The sequence below is a fragment of the Mycolicibacterium iranicum genome (assembly GCF_014190915.1).
GTDB classification, from domain to species: domain Bacteria; phylum Actinomycetota; class Actinomycetes; order Mycobacteriales; family Mycobacteriaceae; genus Mycobacterium; species Mycobacterium iranicum_B.
The window spans coordinates 150,908-170,347 of the sequence record NZ_JACHVU010000002.1 but is presented as its reverse complement, the minus strand read 5'-3'; the positions used below and the strand labels follow the sequence as shown (position 1 = coordinate 170,347).

At 69.7% G+C, this 19,440-nt stretch carries 24 protein-coding genes; 2 read left to right on the top strand and 22 right to left on the bottom strand.

From position 1 onward, the window contains the following. Positions 1 to 9: 9 nt before the first annotated feature. The 14 genes from FHR72_RS04655 to FHR72_RS04590 form a co-directional block, all read right to left on the bottom strand. Positions 10 to 1,371, bottom strand: coding sequence for a cytochrome P450 (locus FHR72_RS04655; protein ID WP_183466768.1), 1,362 nt, complete (start codon positions 1,369 to 1,371; stop codon positions 10 to 12). Beyond that, positions 1,361 to 1,855 (bottom strand): pyridoxamine 5'-phosphate oxidase family protein, encoded by a 495-nt coding sequence (locus FHR72_RS04650; protein WP_183466767.1) that lies wholly within the window; start codon positions 1,853 to 1,855, stop codon positions 1,361 to 1,363. Before FHR72_RS04650 ends, FHR72_RS04655 begins: the two co-directional genes overlap by 11 nt. A 49-nt stretch (positions 1,856 to 1,904) precedes the next feature. Next, entirely contained in the window at positions 1,905 to 2,240 is a 336-nt protein-coding gene (locus tag FHR72_RS04645) for a hypothetical protein (protein ID WP_183466766.1), read from the bottom strand. A gap of 42 nt (positions 2,241 to 2,282) precedes the next feature. After that, a complete protein-coding gene (locus FHR72_RS04640; protein ID WP_183466765.1) occupies positions 2,283 to 2,876 on the bottom strand; it encodes a TetR/AcrR family transcriptional regulator in 594 nt (197 codons plus the stop codon). Then, entirely contained in the window at positions 2,863 to 3,759 is an 897-nt protein-coding gene (locus FHR72_RS04635; RefSeq protein ID WP_183466764.1) for an oxygenase MpaB family protein, read from the bottom strand. The genes FHR72_RS04640 and FHR72_RS04635 overlap by 14 nt, the downstream gene beginning before the upstream one ends. 150 nt (positions 3,760 to 3,909) lie before the next feature. Beyond that, positions 3,910 to 4,152: a hypothetical protein gene (locus tag FHR72_RS04630; RefSeq protein WP_183466763.1), complete on the bottom strand. Its 243-nt coding sequence runs from the start codon at positions 4,150 to 4,152 to the stop codon at positions 3,910 to 3,912. After that, positions 4,149 to 4,640 carry a transport-regulating membrane protein Mce1N gene (locus FHR72_RS04625; protein ID WP_183466762.1) on the bottom strand — a complete coding sequence of 164 codons (492 nt, stop codon included), beginning with the start codon at positions 4,638 to 4,640 and terminating at the stop codon, positions 4,149 to 4,151. Before FHR72_RS04625 ends, FHR72_RS04630 begins: the two co-directional genes overlap by 4 nt. Then, the gene (locus FHR72_RS04620; protein ID WP_183466761.1) at positions 4,637 to 5,083 is read right to left on the bottom strand and encodes a hypothetical protein; all 447 of its coding nucleotides are present in this window, start codon (positions 5,081 to 5,083) and stop codon (positions 4,637 to 4,639) included. Before FHR72_RS04620 ends, FHR72_RS04625 begins: the two co-directional genes overlap by 4 nt. 20 nt (positions 5,084 to 5,103) lie before the next feature. After that, entirely contained in the window at positions 5,104 to 5,517 is a 414-nt protein-coding gene (locus FHR72_RS04615; RefSeq protein WP_183466760.1) for a hypothetical protein, read from the bottom strand. Beyond that, on the bottom strand, positions 5,514 to 6,494 hold the full coding sequence (gene hemB, locus FHR72_RS04610; protein ID WP_183466759.1) for a porphobilinogen synthase: 981 nt from the start codon (positions 6,492 to 6,494) through the stop codon (positions 5,514 to 5,516). The genes FHR72_RS04615 and hemB overlap by 4 nt, the downstream gene beginning before the upstream one ends. Before the next feature lie 14 nt (positions 6,495 to 6,508). Then, positions 6,509 to 8,236: a bifunctional uroporphyrinogen-III C-methyltransferase/uroporphyrinogen-III synthase gene (locus tag FHR72_RS04605; protein ID WP_183466758.1), complete on the bottom strand. Its 1,728-nt coding sequence runs from the start codon at positions 8,234 to 8,236 to the stop codon at positions 6,509 to 6,511. Next, positions 8,233 to 9,168 (bottom strand): hydroxymethylbilane synthase, encoded by a 936-nt coding sequence (hemC, locus tag FHR72_RS04600; protein WP_183466757.1) that lies wholly within the window; start codon positions 9,166 to 9,168, stop codon positions 8,233 to 8,235. The genes FHR72_RS04605 and hemC overlap by 4 nt, the downstream gene beginning before the upstream one ends. A gap of 25 nt (positions 9,169 to 9,193) precedes the next feature. Beyond that, the gene (locus tag FHR72_RS04595) at positions 9,194 to 10,564 is read right to left on the bottom strand and encodes a glutamyl-tRNA reductase (protein ID WP_183466756.1); all 1,371 of its coding nucleotides are present in this window, start codon (positions 10,562 to 10,564) and stop codon (positions 9,194 to 9,196) included. Positions 10,565 to 10,707: 143 nt separating this feature from the next. Further along, positions 10,708 to 10,962: a glutaredoxin family protein gene (locus FHR72_RS04590; RefSeq protein WP_183466755.1), complete on the bottom strand. Its 255-nt coding sequence runs from the start codon at positions 10,960 to 10,962 to the stop codon at positions 10,708 to 10,710. A gap of 39 nt (positions 10,963 to 11,001) precedes the next feature. Here FHR72_RS04590 and FHR72_RS04585 point away from each other — a divergent pair, with 39 nt between their 5' ends. Next, positions 11,002 to 11,931 carry an HAD family hydrolase gene (locus tag FHR72_RS04585; protein ID WP_183466754.1) on the top strand — a complete coding sequence of 310 codons (930 nt, stop codon included), beginning with the start codon at positions 11,002 to 11,004 and terminating at the stop codon, positions 11,929 to 11,931. Positions 11,932 to 11,998: 67 nt separating this feature from the next. Continuing rightward, on the top strand, positions 11,999 to 12,532 hold the full coding sequence (locus FHR72_RS04580; protein WP_183466753.1) for an FAS1-like dehydratase domain-containing protein: 534 nt from the start codon (positions 11,999 to 12,001) through the stop codon (positions 12,530 to 12,532). A 14-nt stretch (positions 12,533 to 12,546) separates the two neighbouring features. On the opposite strand, the gene FHR72_RS04575 is transcribed toward FHR72_RS04580, so the two are convergent. The 8 genes from FHR72_RS04575 to FHR72_RS04540 all read right to left on the bottom strand — a co-directional run bounded on the left by FHR72_RS04575 (position 12,547) and on the right by FHR72_RS04540 (position 19,421). Then, positions 12,547 to 13,617 (bottom strand): lysophospholipid acyltransferase family protein, encoded by a 1,071-nt coding sequence (locus FHR72_RS04575; RefSeq protein ID WP_183467229.1) that lies wholly within the window; start codon positions 13,615 to 13,617, stop codon positions 12,547 to 12,549. Positions 13,618 to 13,667: 50 nt separating this feature from the next. Further along, complete coding sequence (locus FHR72_RS04570) at positions 13,668 to 14,768, bottom strand: SDR family oxidoreductase (RefSeq protein ID WP_183466752.1); 1,101 nt, start codon at positions 14,766 to 14,768, stop codon at positions 13,668 to 13,670. 28 nt (positions 14,769 to 14,796) lie between these two features. Beyond that, positions 14,797 to 14,898, bottom strand: coding sequence for a 30S ribosomal protein bS22 (locus tag FHR72_RS04565; RefSeq protein ID WP_003402602.1), 102 nt, complete (start codon positions 14,896 to 14,898; stop codon positions 14,797 to 14,799). A 148-nt stretch (positions 14,899 to 15,046) separates the two neighbouring features. Then, complete coding sequence (locus FHR72_RS04560) at positions 15,047 to 15,319, bottom strand: helix-turn-helix domain-containing protein (RefSeq protein WP_183466751.1); 273 nt, start codon at positions 15,317 to 15,319, stop codon at positions 15,047 to 15,049. Between the two features lie 139 nt (positions 15,320 to 15,458). Further along, positions 15,459 to 16,331: a pyrroline-5-carboxylate reductase gene (proC, locus tag FHR72_RS04555; RefSeq protein ID WP_183466750.1), complete on the bottom strand. Its 873-nt coding sequence runs from the start codon at positions 16,329 to 16,331 to the stop codon at positions 15,459 to 15,461. A gap of 51 nt (positions 16,332 to 16,382) precedes the next feature. Beyond that, positions 16,383 to 17,219, bottom strand: coding sequence for a thioesterase family protein (locus FHR72_RS04550; RefSeq protein ID WP_183466749.1), 837 nt, complete (start codon positions 17,217 to 17,219; stop codon positions 16,383 to 16,385). A gap of 14 nt (positions 17,220 to 17,233) precedes the next feature. Further along, positions 17,234 to 18,079, bottom strand: a complete 846-nt coding sequence (locus FHR72_RS04545; RefSeq protein ID WP_183466748.1) for a sugar phosphate isomerase/epimerase family protein — start codon at positions 18,077 to 18,079, stop codon at positions 17,234 to 17,236. A gap of 22 nt (positions 18,080 to 18,101) precedes the next feature. Further along, positions 18,102 to 19,421, bottom strand: coding sequence for an Rv0497 family membrane protein (locus FHR72_RS04540; protein WP_183466747.1), 1,320 nt, complete (start codon positions 19,419 to 19,421; stop codon positions 18,102 to 18,104). Between the last annotated feature and the right edge of the window lie 19 nt (positions 19,422 to 19,440).

Sequence of the window (19,440 nt, the reverse complement as noted above, 5' to 3'; positions counted from 1 at the left end):
CGGCGGCGGTCAGCGCGGCGTGAGATGGGCCCGGATCGGGCCGTGCGCCACCGTCGTGAACGGCACGTCCACCGCGAACTCGTCGTCCAGCGAGCGGATCTGCATGCTGCGGACGATCGTCGCCAGCGCCAGCGTCGTCTCCAGCCGGGCGAAATGCTCCCCGATGCAGGACCTGGCCCCGCCGGCGAACGGCAGGAAGTGCCAGCGGTCCCGGGCGGCGGTGTTCTCCGGGCTGAAGCGGTCGGGGTCGAACCGCTCGGGGTCCGGCCAGATGTCGGGGTCGCGGTGCAGCGCGTAGATACCGACCGCGACCAGCGTCCCCGCCTCGACACGATGGCCGGCGACGTCGATGTCGCGGACCGCCATCCGGCCGACCCCGGCCGCGGGCGGGCACAATCGCAGGGCTTCGTGCAGCACCTGGATGGTGTAGCCGAGCTGCGGCACGTCGGCGGGTTCCAGTTCCCGCTCGCCCAGTGCGGCCGCCTCGGCGGCGACGCGGCGCTGGATCTCGGGATGGTGCCCGAGGATCCACAGGGCATACGTCAGGGCCGTGGCGGTGGTGTCGTGTCCGGCCAGCATGAAGATCAGCAGGTCGTTGCAGATGTCGTCGTCGGAGAGCGCCAGCCCGGTCTCGGGGTCCTCGGCCTCCATCAGCGCACGCACGAGCGGAGCGTCGCGGTCGGGGTCGTCGCGGCAGGCCTGCAGCATCTCGGCGGTGACGCGGCGCATCTCGGCGACGGCGTGCCGGGCCCGTCTGCGCGCCGGGGTCGGCAACCAGCGGGGCGCACGGATCGGGCGCAGCGCACGATCGGCGGTGTAGGACGACGCGACGTGCATGTGCTCGGCGATGACGTCGGCGCTCTCGTTGAGGTCCACGCCGAGCACCGAGCGGCCCAGGGACTGCATGGTCAGGCGGCGGCACTCCAGGTCCAGGTCGACCTCGCCCCCGTCGCGCCACGCCTCGACGAACCGCTCGGCCGCCCGGGACATGTGCCCGCCGAAGAGCCGCACCTTCTGCCGGGTGAACACCGGCGCCAGTGCGCGCTTGCGGGGCCGCCACTTCTCGTTCGGCAGCACGAAGAGGCTGTCGCCGGCCATGTCCTGGACCTCTTCGTGGACGATGCAGCGCTCGGAGAACGAGTCGTTGCGGCCCAGCACGTCGCGGATGCCCTCGGGCGAGAAGACGGCCACGAAGGGCGGGAACAGCCATTTGGGCGCGACCTGCACGCGGGTGATCGGGCCGCCGGCGGCGCGGACCTGCAGCTGCCCGGTGTCGAGGGCGCGGACCAGTCTGAGCAGCTCCCGGTACGGCAACGGGTTGCGGGGCGCCAGATCCAGGCCGGCGACGGCGCTGTCAGCCTCAGCGACCACCGGGATCGCTCCACGTCAGGACCTCGCCCGTCGCCGCGGTCATCGTGGTGCCCGGCATCACGCGCAGGCGGTACGGCTGCAGCCGGAGAACGGCGAAATCGTCCGAGGTCGGGCCGTCCTTCCACATCGGGATGATGGACGGGTCGTAGCGGACGGGCGCGGGTCCGGTCGCGAACTTCTCCCACACCGCGGCGCGGGTCTCGTCGTCGGTGTACCACTCGACGAGGCACTCGGCCGAGCAGGTGTCGTGCGTGGTGGTCCAGTAGCTGACCGACACCTCGGGGTGGGCGGCCAGGTGGGCCCGCTTGATCGGGGTCGGCACCGTCGCGATCCAACCGAAGAGGTCGGTGCCGTCCCACTCCCAGATCGGGTGCAGGATGCGGGTGCGCGGTCTGCCGTCGCCGTCGACGGTGGCCACCGAGGCCCAGACGATCGAATGGGCCATGTCGACGAAGGCCGGGGCGATCTCCTCGAGCGCTGTCACGAAGATCAGATTAGGCACACGCCTGTCGGCGCCGCGGGCCCTCCCCGGATCACTCGTCGAGTTTCTTCTTGAACTCCTCGGTGTTGCGGTACTCGACGTTGCCCTCGTCGGCCGAGGTCTCGATCTTGCCCTTGTCCTCGTCGTCCACCCAGTCGGTGACGGAGGTGCCGGAGACGGTGCCGCTGCTGCCGGGCAGCGTGGTGGTCTGCAGGTCGTCGGAGTAGGCCTTGGCCATCTCCTTGGCCTTCTCCTTGTGCTCGTCGGTGACGTCCGGCTTTTCGGTGCGGTTCTCGGTCTCCGGGTCCGGGGTCTCGGTGACGTGCTCGAGCTGGACGTCCGGCTTGTCGCCGGCCTGGCGTTGCTGGGTTTGATCATCGGCGGTCATGGCTCACGGGCTGCCCGAAAGTGTGACGTACGAAACACGCGATCATGCCGGGACGGTCCGCAGCGCCGCGGGCAGGCTGGGCAGGAAATGCTGTCGCGCGAACGCGCGGATGTCGTCGGCCGTTTCCAAGGGCTGCGCACTGGGCAGCAGCAACACCATCGCCGCGTACCGCAGGATGCAGTCGGCGAGCTCGTCGATCGCCGCCGCACCGATGCGCTCGGCGAAACCGAGCGGGAAGATCACCCGCAGCGCCTCGGCCATCCGCTGGATCGCGGCGAGGTGGTAGCGCCCCGCCAGCTCGAGCACGAGGCCCGGCTCCTCGGTGATCATCTGGTGCAGCACCCGGTGCCTGCGGAACTTCAGGATCGACAGCGTGAAGGCCTCGACGTAGTAGTTCGATTGCAGCGCTGAGCTTTTGAGCTCGATCGCGATGTCGGCGAACAGTGCGACGTTCTCACGTTCGATGACGGCGCCGACGAGTTCGTCCTTGTTGGCGAACCGCCGGTAGATGGTGGTCCGGCTGACCCCGGCGCGGCGGGCGACGTCCTCGAGCGCGACCCGGCGGAAGCCGTGCCGCTCGAACTCGACGACGGCGGCGTCGAGGATCTGCTGCGAGGCGGAATCAGGGCTGGGCATGGGTCCTGGCATAGCCCTTCACGGCGTACCCGCTGTAGCGAACGGTCATCGGCAGGCGGTCCCAGACCCAGTTGACCGGACGCGACCGCCACAGGGCGGCGAACCGCTGGTAGCGCCGCTCCTGTTTGTCGCTCCACGGCAGGCCCAGCAGGGTGCGTGCCCGCGGCGGCAGACCGCCGGTGGTCAGGAACGCCGCGAGCGGGTTGAACACGGGCGCGACGAGCCGCCACACCAGCGGGTGCACGGCCTTCGGCCGCGGGAAGCCCTTCGTGACGTAGCCGACGCCGTATTTCGCGGTCGGGTGCGCGACGACGACCTGGTCCATCATCCGGTCCCAGTACTGCACGAAGTCGGCGTAGGTGGCGGGCATCACGCGGTCGCTGACCCCGTAGCGGCGGTACCAGGTCTTGGACTCCAGCCAGATCTGCTCACGCTCGGCGTCGGTCAGGCGTTTCACGAAGGTGTCGGCGAAGTAGTAGACCTGCTCGACGAACGTGGCGTGCGCCCAGAAGTACGTCTCGGGATCCAGTGCGTGGTAGCGGCCGACCTCCTCGCCGTCGGGGCCCGGCATCACGCCCTTGACGTGGTGGTGGAAGTCGCGGACCTGCAGCCCTGCGTTGTCCTCGTCGGAGCCGTAGACGGTGTTGAAGATCGGTGGGATGGTCCGCTTCAGGCGTTCGGCGGTGTCGGCGAAGAACGTCGAGTGGTCGTACACGCCCTGCCCCAGCTCGGCCAGCATGTTCTGCAGCACCGCGGGCCGCGGGCCGATCAGGTACATGCGGTTGTCCCCGAAGTAACGCCACACCAGGGACTGCGGCCCCAGCGGCAGGGCGTCCGGCGCGGCGCTCTCGAGGGGTCCGGAGGTGTTCGCCAACTCGGTCATGCGCAACAGTGTTACAGATTTTGCACTTTGTACCAACAGCAGTGTGGCGAGGGCCACAGCTAGGTCGGTAGAGGTGCCTCCATCGCGACGGGTGCGCCGCCGAGCCTCGGCTGAGGGCTGCAAAACCGGCGCCGAGAGCGACCGGGAATCTCAGTTCGCGGGTGGGCGGCGCAGCTGGGCGATGCCGAGGACGGTCAGCACACCGGCCACGGTCGCCAGCAGCAGCGACAGCGTCAGCATCGGGGCCTGGTACACCTGCGAGACCGTGGTGGGTTCGCCGTCGAGCACCGGCGCGACGAGCACCTCGGAGCGGGCGTTCAACCAGGCCAGCACACTGCCGACCGCTGCCAGGGCGGCGCACACGAGCTCGATGACGGCCCGGCGGCGCGTCATGACGCCGGTTCCGGCGGGATCCGCTCCTCGACCAGGTTGGTCAGCGCCTCCCGCAGCTGCCGGTGTTTGCGCGCCCAGGCCTGCGCGGTGCGGTCGTTGGTCAGGCGCAGGCCGATGCCCGTGCGGCCGCGCGGGACGCCCGTGAGCTCACCGAGCGCCCGCGCGTACTGCCACTTCGGGGTCTCGGAGCCGGCCGCCTCGGGGTACACGCGCACGATCTCGGAGGCCAGCGTGATCTCGGTGCCCTGGCGCAGCCGTTCGGTGGTCAGCTCGACCGAGGTGTGGATGCGCGCCGCCTTGACCTGAATGGCCAGGAAGCCCGAGACGAGGATCAGGAACAGCACCGGCACCACCCACTGGATGCCGTAGCCGGCCGAGAGCTGAATCAACGCCATCGCCAGGCCTGCGCCGGGCCCGGCCAGCACCCAGAGCCAGCTGGCGCCCTGCTCGTAGAACAAGACCTCGGGCTCGGCGGCCGGCTGTGTCACGTCGCGCCCTCTTTCTCGAACCACAGCCGTGCCGACGGCTGGACGAACAGCAACGCACCGATCATCACCGGGAGCAGCCCGAGCAGGATCAGCGGCTGGGCGACACCGACACCGATCGCGAGCAGGCCGATCACGATCACCATCGCGAACCCCAGCGCCAGCGTGGCCAGGCGAAAGCGGGCGTCGCCACGTCGGGCCCTGCCGGCCAGGAACGCCAGCGCGCCGGCGGCCAGCACCGCGCCGATGCCGGTGAACCGGTAGATCGTCAGATAGCTGCGCACCTGCTCGTCGGCGACCGTCTGCGGGATCGCCGACCGGGCGGCGTCGAATGTCGCGGTCGACGCCATCAGACCGCCCACGATCATGACGACCGCGCCGCCGATGAAGCACCAGAACCCGAGGTCGACGACGCGGGGCCGGCTCGAAGGCGTGGGGGCGGTCATGGTCGGGCCAGCCTAACCAATCACCGGCTGAAGAAGTCGTGGGAGTCCTTGCGGTGCAGCAGGTACGCCCCACCGCCGATCAGCACGGTGCCGACGATGACCAGCGCGGCGTAGGTGACCGCCAGCGCGTCGGGGCGCTCCACACCGAGCAGGTTGGACACCGAGTAGACGACGGCGGCGATCGCGCCGCCCGTCAACAGCGTGCGGGCCCAGCGGTAACCCAGCCGCATCAGGATCATGAACGTCAGCACCACGGCGGCCACCACGACGACCATGGCCAGCGAGATGGCCAGCACCAGCGTGTTCGGGATCTCCTGCACGGTCACCACGTCCACGGTGTAGGCGGCCACCATAAGCGGTAGGGCCACCACCCACAGCCAGAAACCGGTGTCGACGTCGGGCGGCCGGGCCGGGGGTTCGTGCGGTTCCGTCACGACAGCCGACGGGCCACATCGGCGGCCCAGTAGGTCAGCACGATGTCGGCGCCCGCGCGGCGGATACCGGTCAGCGACTCGAGCACGACGGTGTCCAGGTCGATCCAGCCGTGGTCGGCCGCGGCGGTGATCATCGAGTACTCCCCCGACACCTGATACGCGGCGACGGGGACGGGCGAGATGTCCGCGGCGGCGCGCACCACGTCGAGATAGGACATCGCGGGCTTGACCATCACCAGGTCTGCGCCCTCCTCGATGTCGAGCTCCACCTCGTGCAGCGCTTCGCGGGCGTTGCCCGGATCCTGCTGGTAGGTGCGGCGGTCGCCCTGCAGGCTCGAGGCCACCGCGTCGCGGAACGGGCCGTAGAAGCCGGAGGCGAACTTCGCGGCGTAGGCCAGGATCGCGGTGTCGCGGTATCCCGCGGCGTCCAGCCCGTCACGGATCGCCGCCACCTGACCGTCCATCATGCCACTGGGACCCACCACGTGGGCCCCGGAATTCGCCTGCGCCACAGCAAGTTCCACATACCGACGATTGGTCTGGTCGTTGTCGACGCGACCCGCCCCGTCCAGCACGCCGCAGTGGCCGTGGTCGGTGAACTCGTCGAGGCAGGTGTCGGCCATCAGCACCGTGTCGTCGCCGAGGTCTGCAGCGAGGTCACGCAGTGCCACGTTGAGGATGCCGTCGGGATCCACGCCGGCGCTGCCGGTGGCGTCCTTGTCGTCGTCCTTCGGCACGCCGAACAGCATCAGCCCGCCCACCCCGGCGGTCACGGCGTCGGCGGCGGCGCGGCGTAGCGAGTCCCGCGTGTGCTGGACCACGCCCGGCATCGACGCGATGTCGCGGGGTTCGTCGATCCCGTCGGCGACGAACATCGGCAGCACGAGATGCCGTGGCTCCAGGGATGTCTGGGCGACCAGCCGGCGCATGGCCGGGGTGGTGCGCTGCCTTCTGGGCCGGTGTCGTGGGAAACCCACAGATAGCTCCTCGGCTAGCGGCGGCGGCTCTTCTTCCGCGGCGGCGGCAACGCACCTTCGGCACGCAGCCGGGCGGCGTGCTCGGCGAGCGCCTCGACCAGCGGACCCACTGCGGCCACCTCGGGCTGCACATCCACGCGCAGGCCGAATTCCGCTGCGGTCTCGGCAGTCTTGGGTCCGATGCAGGCGACGATGGTGCGCGCATGCGGCTTTCCGGCGATACCCACCAGGTTGCGCACCGTCGAGCTCGACGTGAAGCACACCGCGTCGAAGCCACCGGTCTTGATCATCTCGCGGGTGTGCGCCGGCGGCGGAGCCGCACGCACGGTGCGGTAGGCCGTGACATCCTCGATCTCCCAGCCGAGTTCGCGCAGGCCTTCGGCCAGCGTCTCGGTGGCGATGTCGGCGCGGGGCAGCAGCACCCGGTTCACCGGATCGAAAATGTCGTCGTAGGGCGGGAACTCGTCGAGCAGGCCCAGCGAGCTCTGCTCACCCGTGGGCACCAGCTCGGGGTTGATCCCGAAGGCGCGCACCTTCTCGGCGGTGGCCTGACCGACGCAGGCAATCTTCACCCCGGAGAACGCGCGGGCGTCCAGACCGAACTCGTTGAACTTCTCCCACACCGCACGCACGGCGTTGGTCGAGGTGAACACGACCCACTGGAACCGGCCGTCGACCAAACCCTTGACCGCCCTTTCCATCTGGGCGGGGCTGCGCGGCGGCTCGACCGCGATGGTCGGCACCTCGATGGGCAGTGCGCCGTGGCCGACCAGACGATCGCTCATCTCGCCCGCCTGGTCCTTGGTGCGGGGCACGAGCACGGTCCAGCCGTACAGGGCCCGGCTCTCCCACCAGTTCAGCTTCGCGCGGTTGGCGACGGTGCGCCCGATCGTGACGACCAGCGTCCCGGTCAGCGGGCCCGCGGGCTCGTTGACGGCGGGCTTGTCCAGCACACCCTTGTCCAGCAGGCCGGCCAGTGTGGTCTCCACCGAACGCTGCTGGCACGTCGTGCCGTTCGCGGTGACCACGGCGGGCGTGGTCTCCGCCAGGCCGTACTCGATCAGGGTGCGGGCAGCCTCGGGTAGATGCGAGGCGGTCGCGTGCAGGATCAGCGGGCCGGGGGCCGCGGCCAGGGCAGCCCAGTCGACGTCACCGCGCACGTCGGCGACGGTGTGCGCAGACCCCAGCGGCAGACCCGCATAGGTGGGCACGGCCGAGGTGTCCGGCAGGCCCGGCACGATCTCGAAGTTCAGCTGCGTCTTGGCCAGGGCGTTGACCTCGGTGATCACCGAGTCGATCGACAACGGGTCACCGGCGACCAGACGCACGACGTCGACACCGGTGCGGGCCTCGGTGGCCAGCGTCTTGGCGACCTCGGACGGGTCACCGAGTGCGGGCCGGATGTCCGGGCCGCCGGGGATGACGGCGTCGTCGGCCGGCGTGGCGTCCTCGGCGGGCTTGGCGGCCCCGTCGGCGTCCGCCCCGGCGTCGGCGACGGCCGTGGTGGCAGCACCCGCCGCACCCTTCGCCGCGTCGGCGGCAGGGGGCAGGGGGCCCGACGGCGGCGGCAGCTCGCAGCCCACCAGGGCCAGCACCGCTTCGGGCACGTCAGGGTCGGTGAAGACCAGGGCGGCATTCGCCAGCACCGCGCGGGCACGCGCCGTCAGAAGGCCCGGATCCCCGGGCCCTGAGCCGACGAACGTGATGCGGCCGGGCTTGCCCTTGCGTCCTCGCAAGCTCATGTGTCTCTCCCGCGTTCGTCCAACAGATCACGCGCGCCCAACTCGAAAAGCTCCTCGGCCACCGAAAGCCCGAGCTCTCGTGCCCGATCGGGGGTCCCGATGCCGGACGCACGGATCACGTCGGATCCGTCCAGCGTCGCCACGCAGCCGCGCAGCGACAGCTCTTCGAAGACTCGGCCGTCCTCATCGATCGACTCGACCACTTCTGCGATCGCGCCCACCGGTGCGGAGCAACCCGCCTCCAGTTCGGCCAGCAAGGTTCGCTCTGCGGTGACCGCCGCACGGGTGTCGGCGTCATCCAGCTCCGCCAACAGCTCCGCAAGCGCCGTATCACCGGCACGGCACTCGACTGCCAACGCCCCCTGCGCCGGTGCCGGCAACATCTGTACCGGTTCCAGCGTCTCGGTGACGGCGTCGAGGCGACCGATGCGGGCCAATCCCGCCCGGGCGACCACGACGGCGTCGAGATCACCGCTGCTTACCCTGTTCAACCTGGTATCTAGGTTGCCTCGTAGGGGGCGGATTTCCAAACCGAGACCCAGTGCTCTAAGCTGCGCCGCCCGCCGCGGCGACGAGGTGCCGATGACCGATCCGGTCGGCAACTCTCCGAGCACCAGTCCGTCGCGTGCGACCAGTGCGTCACGGGCATCCGCGCGCACGGGTATCGCCGCGATGACGAACCGCGGGTCGGTCGCCGTCGGCAAATCCTTGTACGAGTGCACCGCCATGTCGACGGTGCCTTCTGCGATGGCCTCACGCAGCGCCGCGGTGAAGACCCCGACACCGATGTCGGCGATCGGCGCGTCGGACCGGTCCCCTTCGGTGGACACGATGACCAGTTCGGCGTCGTGCCCGGAGGCGATCAGTGCGTCGCGGACGACGCCGGCCTGAGTGGTGGCAAGCAGGCTTCCCCTGGTGCCGATTCGAATCACGTGGTGACTTTCAGTAGAGCGAGACTCACTCGGTCTTGTCGAGATCTAGTGCGAGAGAACTCAAGTCGATGTTCTCGGCAGCGGCCCCGAGCTCGCTGCCCGCCACCGCGTCGACGGCGTGCTGGTCGAGTTCGAACAGCTCACGCAGCGCTTCGGCGTAGCTGTCGCCGCCGGGCGCACTCGCGAGCTGCTTCACCCGCACCGTCGGCGCGTGCAGCAGTTTGTCGACGACCCGGCGCACGGTGTTGGCGACCTCGTCGCGGTGCGAGGCGTCCAGGCCCGGCAAACGGTTGTCGAGGCGCAGCAGTTCGGCCTCGACGACGTCTGCGGCGCGCTGCCGCAGCGCTGTGACCGTCGGGGTGACCTCGGCCATGCGCTGGCCGGCAAGGTAGTTGGCGACCTCCGCGGCGACGATGGTGCGCGCGGCCTCGGCGTCGGAAGTCGCGGCCTTGGCCGACGGCTCCCGCAGGATGCGGTCCATGTCGACGACGAACACGCCGGGAAGGCCGGCCACCGCCGGGTCGACGTCGCGGGGCATGCCGAGGTCGCAGATGACCAGTTCCTTGGGCTCGCGCACATGCGCCAGCCCGCGGTGCACGTCGGCCAGCGAGACGACGGGGCGGACCGCGCCGGTGCAGGTGACGACGATGTCGGCATCGGTGAGCAGGGGCGGCAGGTGGTCGAACGGGAACGCCTCGGCCGCGACGCCGTAGCCGCGGATGTTCTCGGCCAGCCTCTTGCCGCGCGGCAGGCTGCGGTTGACGACGTGGATCCGTTCCACCCCGGCACGCATCAGCTGCTTGGCCGCGAGTGCGCCCATCGAGCCGGCGCCGACGACGACCGCGCTGCGTCCCGCCAGCGACCCGACCTTCTTCTCGGCCGTGTCGAGGGCCACCGACACCACCGAGGCGCCGGCGGTGTCGATCCCGGTTTCGGAGTGCACGCGTTTGCCGACGGCCAGGGCGCGCTGGGAGAGCTCGTGGAGGGTGCGACCGACGGTGTGGTTGGCCTCTGCGGAGGCGTAGGCACGCCTGACCTGGCCGAGGACCTGCTGCTCACCGACGACGGCGGAGTCGAGGCCGCTGGCGACCGCGAAGAGGTGCTCGACGGCCGCCTCGGCGTACCGCACGTAGGCGTACTTGGTCAGATCCTGCAGCGACATCCCGGAGTGGTCGGAGAGCACCTGCCCGATCACCGACAGGCCGCCGTGGAAGGCCTCGACGACCGCGTAGATCTCGACGCGGTTGCAGGTGGAAAGCACCATCGCTTCGGTGACCAGCGACGATTGCAGGACCTCGGCGATGATCTTCGCCTGGTCGGATTCGTCGGTGCTCAGCTGTTCCAGCACCGACACCGGCGCACTGCGGTGCGAAACCCCGAAAAGCAAAACGCTCATGGCTTCCTCACCACGATCAGCACAGGTCCAAGGTAATCGTTTACCAGCTGGGCTACCAAATTTGCTCTGGCTTTCGCCGAAACTGCATCCGAGGTCACACGGCACGGTGGGGACCAGGCCCCCAGGGGCCGGCCTCCGTGCGGTCAGCCGGCGAGATCGGCGCGCAGCCGCGGCTCGTCGACCTCCCAGTAGCTGTGCTCGGCTCCGTCGAGCAGCACCACCGGCAGGCGGTCGCCGTACTCGGCGCGCAGCGCCGTGCGCCCCTCCCGGGCCGCGTCGTCGACATCGGTCACGGCAAGCACGAAACCCAGTTCGCCGGCCAGCCCCGCGAGCTGCGTCGCCGCGGCCGCGCACATCGGGCAACCCTGCCGCGTCAGCAGCTCCACCTGTCGGTCCACCCCGCCAGTATCCCGGCGAGGTGACCTAATGTTGTAGCCGTGTCCGACACCGGGGGATCTGAGATCGATTCCGAGAACCGGGCGCAGAAGCTCGCCGGAGAGGCCAGCGCCGAGGTCGCCGCGGAGAACGTCGCGGACCCCGCCGAGCGGTACGCGCTCGGCGAGCCGCTGGCGCCGGCCGACAGCCCGCCGCCACCGCCGCCCGATCTGACCGCGGCCGCGTTCTTCGACGTCGACAACACGCTGGTGCACGGGTCATCGCTGGTCCACTTCGCGCGCGGCCTGGCCGCACGGGAGTACTTCACCTATCAGGACCTGGCCCGGTTCGCGTTCGCCCAGGCGAAGTTCCAGCTCACCGGCCGCGAGAACAGCGACGACGTCGCGGCCGGGCGGCGCAAGGCGCTGTCGTTCATCGAGGGCCGCTCCACCGCCGAGCTGGTCGCGCTCGGTGAGGACATCTACGACGAGATCATCGCCGAGAAGATCTGGCCCGGCACTCGGGCGCTGGCCCAGATGCACCTCGACGCCGGCCAGCAGGTGTGGCTGGTCACGGCGACGCCGTATGAGCTGGCCGACACGATCGCGCGACGGCTGGGCCTGACCGGCGCGCTGGGCACGGTCGCCGAGTCGGTCGACGGCATCTTCACCGGTCGCCTGGTCGGCGACATCCTGCACGGCACCGGCAAGGCGCACGCCGTACGGTCCCTGGCTATCCGCGAGGGGCTCAACCTGCGCCGGTGCACCGCCTATTCGGACAGCTTCAACGACGTGCCGATGCTGTCGCTGGTCGGAACGGCCGTGGCCATCAACCCCGACGCCGACCTACGTGACGTGGCGCGGGAACGCGGATGGGAGATCCGCGACTTCCGTACCGCGCGCAAGGCCGCCCGGATCGGGGTGCCGTCGGCGTTGGCCCTGGGTGCGCTCGGCGGGGCGTTGGCCGCGGCGGTGTCCCGCCGAGAGAAGTAGGGCCCACCGATCCGGCGTTGATAGGCTCGCGGCCGCTACCGACGACGTGAAAGACGAGAGACGCCGCATGGCCATCGCAGAAGAGATCATCGGAACCCACTACCGGTACCCCGACTACTTCGAGGTCGACCGGGAGAAGATCCGTGAGTTCGCCCGCGCGGTCAAGGACGACCATCCCGCCCACTTCGACGAGGACGCCGCCCGCGAGTGCGGGCACGGGGCGCTGATCGCGTCACTGACCTTCCTGGCGGTGGCCGGGCGCCGGGTGCAGCAGGAGATCTTCAACCAGTTCGACCTGCCGATCAACATGGAACGCGTCCTGCACCGCGACCAGAAACTGGTCTTCCACCGGCCCATCCTGGCCGGCGACAAACTCTGGTTCGACTCCTACCTGGACTCGGTCACCGAGTCGCACGGCGCGGTGCTGACGACCATCCGCGGCGAGGTCACCGATGACGCCGGCGAACGGGTGATCACCAGCATCGTCACGGTGATGGGTGAGGCGGCCAGCGACGCCGAGGCCGACGAACTGACCGGGAAGATCGCCTCGAAGCGCAACGCCGAGGCGCTGTCGAAATTCGTTGCTGGGCAAAACTCTTAGCCGAACGAACCGGCTCAACCGAAGAAGGTGTTCCTCCGGTTGGCGAGCAGCTGGTAGAGCGTCTGCTGGATTGTCTCGCGGACCTGGTCGGTCAGGTCGAACGTGACCATCGGATCCTCGGCCGCGCTCTCGTCGTAGTCGGACGTGTCGATCGGCTCGCCGAACTGGATATACCACTTCGACGGCAGCGGCACCACGCCCAGCGGTCCCGCCAGCGGGAACAGCGGCGTGACCGGGAAATACGGCAGCCCCAGCAGACGGGCGACCAACTTGACGTCGGCCATCATCGGGTAGATCTCCTCGGACCCGACGATCGAACACGGCACGATGGGCGCCTTGGTGCGCAGCGCGGCCGAGACGAAGCCGCCACGTCCGAAGCGCTGCAGCTTGTAGCGGTCCTTGAAGTGCTTGCCGAGGCCCTTGTACCCCTCGGGGAAGACCGCCGTCAGCTCGCCGGCGGCCAGCAGGCGGTGGGCGTCGTCGGCGCAGGCCATCGTGTGCCCGGCCTTGCGCGCGGCCTGCCCGACCATGGGCATGTCGAAGACGATGTCGGCGGCCAGCAGACGCAGATCCCGGTGTGCGGGGTGCTCGTCGCGCACGGCGACCTGGGTCATCAACCCGTCGAACGGGAGGACCCCCGCGTGGTTGGCGACGACGAGTGCCGCGCCCGTCTCGGGGAGGTTCTCGATGCCGCTCACCTCGACGCGGAACCAGGAGTTGAAGAGCACTCGCAGCAAAGGCAGGAAGATTGCGTCGTTGAGTTGGGGATCGAAGCCGAACTCGTCGACGGTGTACTCGCCCGTCATCCGTTTCCGGATGAACTCGGCGACGGAGGCGATGCGCTGGGCGAGTTCGTTGGGCGCCGAGTCCTCGGCGCCGACGCCGGCGCCTCCTCCGCGGCGCTGGTCGATCTCGCGGACGACGGCGGCGATCTGTTCGGCCGAGGCGCGGCTGCCGGGATCGTTCAGAAGCGACGGATGACGGCCGGCGCCGTCGGACCGCTGCGCGGTCGCACGCCGATGCGCTGCACTGCGACCTGAATTCGCATGCAGCGGAATAACTTTCGCTCTAGGCTCGGAAGCCAACGTCTTCTTTCCCTCCCCACGGTCCCCGGTCGTCACGCTGAGCGCTGAGTCTACCGTCCCCAGCGCTGCGCCGCCCCCACCGCGCGATTCTCCACAGCACGTATCCAGCGCGGATCCACGATCGGCGTCAGATCGCGGCCCCGCACGTAGTCGTCGAACGCCTCGGCGGTCGTCCACTTCGTCGTGTAGCCGAGCTCGGTACGCATCCTGGTGGTGTCCATGACGCGGCCGTAGCTCAGGTAGTCGAGCTGCTCCCGGTCGAGTTCGGTGTTCCGGGTCGCCCGCCACAGCGAATCCACCGCCACCAACGCCGACCGCGGAACGGGCAGTGCCAGCCGACCCGCCCTCCGGATCGCCTGGCTCATCATGATGACGCCCGCGGCGCCGATGTTGAACGTTCCGGACCTGCCCGCCATCGTCGCGCGCTCGAGCGCACCGAGCGCGTCCTGCTCGTGCAGCAGCTGCATCCGCGCATCGTGGCCGATGACAGTGGGCACCACCGGCCCCGCCAGGTAGCGCGACAGCGCGGTATCCATGGCCGGGCCGATCATGTTGGCCAGCCGCAGGATCGACACGGCGATGTCCGGCCGGCGCCGGCCGAGACCGCGCGCATAACCCTCGATGTCGATGCTGTCGCGCGCGAAGCCCTCCCCCGGCGGCCTGCGGCGGCTGCTGCTCTCGGAGAACAGCACCGGATCCCGCGAGCTCGATCCGTAGACCTCAGAGGTCGACTTCAGGATGACCCGGCGCACCGACGGTGCCTTCTGGCACGCGGCGAACAGCTGGATCGCACCCATCACGTTGAGCTCTTTGAGCATCGCGCGGCCACCGGAGCGCGGCGCGTAGGACGCGGCCGCGGCGTGGACGACGGTGTCGACGTCCCCGTTGCGGATCACCTTCGCGATGAACGGATTACGGATGTCGGCGCGGACGAACTCCGCGCGACCCATCCGCCGCAGCAGATCCTTGCTCGGCGCGACCGCGTCGACGGCGATGACGTGGTTTATCAGAGGGTTCTGCGCCAGGCGCGCAGTGAGATACCCGCCGAGGAACCTGCAGGCCCCCGTGACCAGAACGACCTTCGGATAGTTCAGGGTGTCCCGGGAGTCGGGTCCGTCGGCGCCTCCGCCAGACCGACCCTGCGTCTCCATCCCGACAGCCTAGCGGCGGGGCGGCGGACTACTTGCCGAGTTTTCTGCGCTGCACCCGGGTGCGACGAAGCAGCTTGCGGTGCTTCTTCTTCGACATGCGCTTACGCCGCTTCTTGATGACAGAACCCATGAACTCCGCTACCTACGTTGATCTCGATTGACTCGAAGGCGCCTTCGCACACCGTTCCGTACCGGTGTCAGCCTCGACCGGTCACCTTACCTGGCGACCGAGCCGGCACCGAAATCACCTCGGAGCCCGCCGCACGCCGGCGAGGCGATCAGCCTGCGTCGAAGTACGAGCTCTCCAACATGTCGTGGACTGCTTTGGCGTGCACACGGAACGAGCGCCCCACACGAACGGCGGGCAATTCGCCGTTGTGCACCAGCCGGTACACGGTCATCTTGCTGACCCGCATCAGGCTGGCCACCTCGGCGACCGTGAGGAATTGAGCCCGCGGCGCTTGCGCATCTCCGCCGCTGCTCTGCCCGGCGTCGCGCGCCGCCTTCCCGCCGGCCGAATCCCGCGAAGAAGGCCCGTTCATAGACGTCATCGCAACCCAATCCATCAGGCACGGGCAGTTCCAGCGGCTTCCCCACCGCTGGCACCAACCCGTGCTTACCACTGGGAGAATAGCGTGGCAGGTGGGGTTACTGCGACGGGTGTGGGGTAATCCGTTCCAAATTGATGAACTACTCCGATGTAATTCCGAGCTGCTCAGAGCGCTTTTTTGCCGCTTCGACGGCGTTGGCCACAGCCGCCCTGAGTCCCCCGCGCTCGAGTTCGCGCAGACCAGCGGCGGTCGTCCCGCCCGGGGACGTGACCGTGGCCCGCAGCTGGGCCGCCGAGGTGTCCATCGCGGCGCCGATGGCCGGGCCACCGTCCGGGGTGGCGTCGTCGAGACGCTCCAGCAGCATCGCCGCCGAACCGGCCATCGTCTGCACCACCAGATCGGTGGCCACCGACCGGGCCAGACCTGCGTCGACCGCGGCGTCGACGAGCGCTTCGACCATCAGGAAGAAGTACGCCGGACCCGAACCCGAGACCGCGGTGACCGCGTCGATCTGGGTCTCCGACACCGTGAGCACACCGCCGACCGCATCGAACAGCTGCGAGACCTCCTTGAGCTGTTCTGATGTCGCGAAGCGCCCCGGGGCGAGCGCGCTGACACCGCCCCCGACGAGCATCGGGGCGTTCGGCATCACCCGGATGACCGGGCTTCCGGCGGGCAGCTTGTTCTCGAAGTAGGCGGTGCTGACGCCGGCCGCGACGGTGACGAAAACCTGTTCGGCAGTGTCGGTTTCGGCGCGGGCCGCGGTGTCGGCGATCTCGCCGATGACGTTCTGCACATCGCCGGGCTTGACCGCGACGACGACGTAGGTCGCGGCGTCGACGGCGTCGGACACCGACGTCACCAGCACGGCGTACTTCTCGGAGAGGAACTTCGCCCGGGCGGGGTTCTTCTCGGCGACGACGAGGTCCTTGACCTGCCTGCCGGCGCGCAGCAGCCCCGCCAGCAACGCCTCACCGATGTTTCCGCCGCCAACGATCGCGATTCTGGCCATGCCCGAAAGCATGGCACGGACCCACGGCCGGGGTCGGGCCGGATCGTCGGCTCAGCCGGGTGTGTCCGACAGCTCCGCCGGGGCGGGCACCATCGCCAGCTGGCGCGTCTGCACGATGATCCGGCCTTCGCAGTCGACGACGATGTGGTCCTCGTCGAACCAGTCCTGGCCGATCTGGGTCGCGGTGCACATCACCCGCAGCCATCCGTCGGCGGGCAGGGCGCGCAGGTAGGCCGTCAGCTGCACGGTGGGCGCCCAACCAAACCTGTTGACGCCGAACGTGACCGGGGCCGACACGTCGCCGCACAGCAGGGCGAACAGCAGATCGGGGGCGACGCCCTTGGGGCGCACCCAGTATTCGATGACCGGCATCCCGCCGTCGCCGCGCGGGCTGAAACTCGTCAGCGAGGGCCGGATGTCGCAGCCGTGGGCGAGGTGCACGATGTCGGCCATGGAATGCCCTGGCCCGATCGGCTCGAGACCCGGCGGCGGCTCCGGAGTCATCAGCGGCACCACCGGGTTCACCGACAACAACGGCGGCACATGATGTTCGGGTGCTCCCAGAGTGATCGCCGCGCGCAGGGCGGTCCGGTCCCCCTGGTTGAGCTCGACGTCGATCAGGCTGACCCGCCTGCCGCGCTTGCGCACGGTGGTGACGACCTCCATCGCCCCCGGGTCCGGCGCCCACAGGAAGCTGCCGGACACCGCGATCGGCTCCACCCCGGGTTCGCCGAACTCGGTGCGCGCGGCGTTGGCGCACAGGGCCAGCATCGCCCCGCCGTGCACCTTGGGGCCGATCGTCCAGTGCTCGTTGAGCACCCCGTGATATCTCCCGTCCCCCACGGGAGTCAGCGCCATCGCGTCGGTGAACAGGGTGGAGCTCGTCATCGGCGTCCTCGGGGTCAGCGCAGCAGATGCTCCCTGGCGAACTGCAGCGACTCGGTCAACAGCGCCTCGCGTTCGGCGGCGTTGCGCGCTCCGGAGGTCGTGACTTCGAGGATGACATGGCCCGCGAAGTCGCTTGCAGCCAGCATCTCGCAGATCTCGACAGTCGGCTGCGTGCCGTGGCCGGGCACCAGATGTTCGTCGTGGGACGCGCCGCTGCCGTCGCACAGATGCAGATGCACCAGGCCCTCGCCCATACGCCGGGCCATGTCCACGGCGTCGGTGCCCGCCGTCGCGGTGTGCGACAGATCCAGCGTGTAGTGCGCGTGGCCACCGTCGAGAGGGTCGTAGGACGGCGCGAACGCGGAGATCCCGGGACCGGGCCTGCCGCCGCGCTTGCGCATCCGCTCGATCGAGGTGGGTCCCGCGCCGAAGAAGCGGTCGGCGCGGAACGGGAACATGTTCTCGACGGCCACCAGGATGTCGCTGCCGGCCTCCAGTTCGGCGACCTGATCGCTGAAGCCCTCGGCATAGCGGCGCTGCCACCGGAACGGCGGGTGGACGACGACGGTCTGGGCGCCGAGCTGCTCGGCGGCGCGCACGCTGCGCTCCAGCTTCGAGATGGGGTTGGCGCCCCACACCCGCTGCGAGATGAGCAGACACGGCGCGTGGACGGACAGCACGGGGACGCCGTAATGCTTGGACATCGCCTCGATCGCGTCGATGTCCTGGCTGACCGCTTCGGCCCAGACCATCAGCTCGACGCCGTCATAACCCAGTTTCGCGGCGTACTCGAACGCGGCCTCGGTCCTCAGCGGGTAGACCGAGGCCGTCGAGAGACCGACCTTGATTGCGGGGCGCACGTGTCGTTTCGGCCGTTCGGTCCTAGCCGGACTGCAACAACGCCAGCGGACCGAGCGTGACCAGCGCGCCGACCGCCACCGCGATCAGGGTGCTGCCGATGTCCTCGGTCTTACGCACCACCCGCACACCCACGACCAGGCCGAGGATGACCAGGACCGACAGCACCAGCGCGACGATGTTGTTCCACTTCCACAGCTGGTCGAACGCGACGAAGAGCCCGGCGCCGAAGATGACGGCCACGACGCTCTGCCCGATGATCCACAGGGCGTGGACCACCGAGGACATCTGGCGGGGTTCGTCGTGCCCGGTCTCCAGGGCAGCGTCCTCGTCGTCGTCGAGGTCATCGTCGAGGTCGCTGCCGGCCAGGTCGCCGTCCACCCCGGCGAGCAACGTGCGGCCGCGCCGCCGCGCCAGGTCATCGGCGACGGACTGGCCGCCGAAGAGGGCATCCTCGGTGGAACGCAGGTAGGACGGCAGCTCGTCCCGGTCGTCGTCGGCGTCGTCGTCGGCATCGAGGTGCTCGTCGTCGAGGTCGTCTGCATCGAGGTCGTCGGCATCGAGGTCGTCGGCATCGAGGTCGTCGGCGTCGAGGTCGTCGGCCGTCACGGTGTCGTCGGTGTCGGCCTTCGCGGTGTCGGCCTTCGCGGTGTCGGCTACCGGGGCCTGCGCGTCGGGCGCTTCGATTTCCACCGGCTCGTCGAGCTCGTCGGTGACTTCGGCGGCCTCGGCGATGTCGGCGCCGGGCCCGTCGACCGGATCGGGTGTCCACGTCTCCGCGCCCGCAGCCGGCTCCTTGCGGCCGAACCGGCCGAAGCCGAATCGCCGGGCCGGTTCGGGGGCGGGCTCGGGGGCGGGGTCGGTGTCGCGCTCCTCGACGCGGGCGGTGTGCTCGGCGACCGCGTCGGCGTAATCGTCGTCGGTGTCGTCGTCGGTGTCCCCGACGGTGCCCTCAGGGGCGTCATCGGTGTCGACCTCGGAGGGGACGGCCTCGGGGGGGACGGCCTCGACCTCCGCGACGTCGGCCTCCGCGACGTCGGCCTCTGAGGGCTCGGCCGGGCTCTCGGCCTCTGCGGCGCCGGCCGGGCTCTCGACGTCGGAGACCGTCGCATCCTCGGCCGGGGGTTCTACCTGCGGTGGCGGCGCCGCGACCGGCGGCGGGTCATCCGGGCGGATGATCGGAATCTCGCCGGTGAGCTCGGCGACGGTGACGGCATCGGCGTTTCCGCGCCGACGACGGCGCCGGCCGCCGACCGGTGGTGCACCGATCGTGCCGTTCTTGGCCAGCAGTTCGGCGACCGAGATCGGCCGCGTGCTGCTGTTGCTGTCATCAGATCCAGTCATCGCCTGTTGCCTTTGAGCC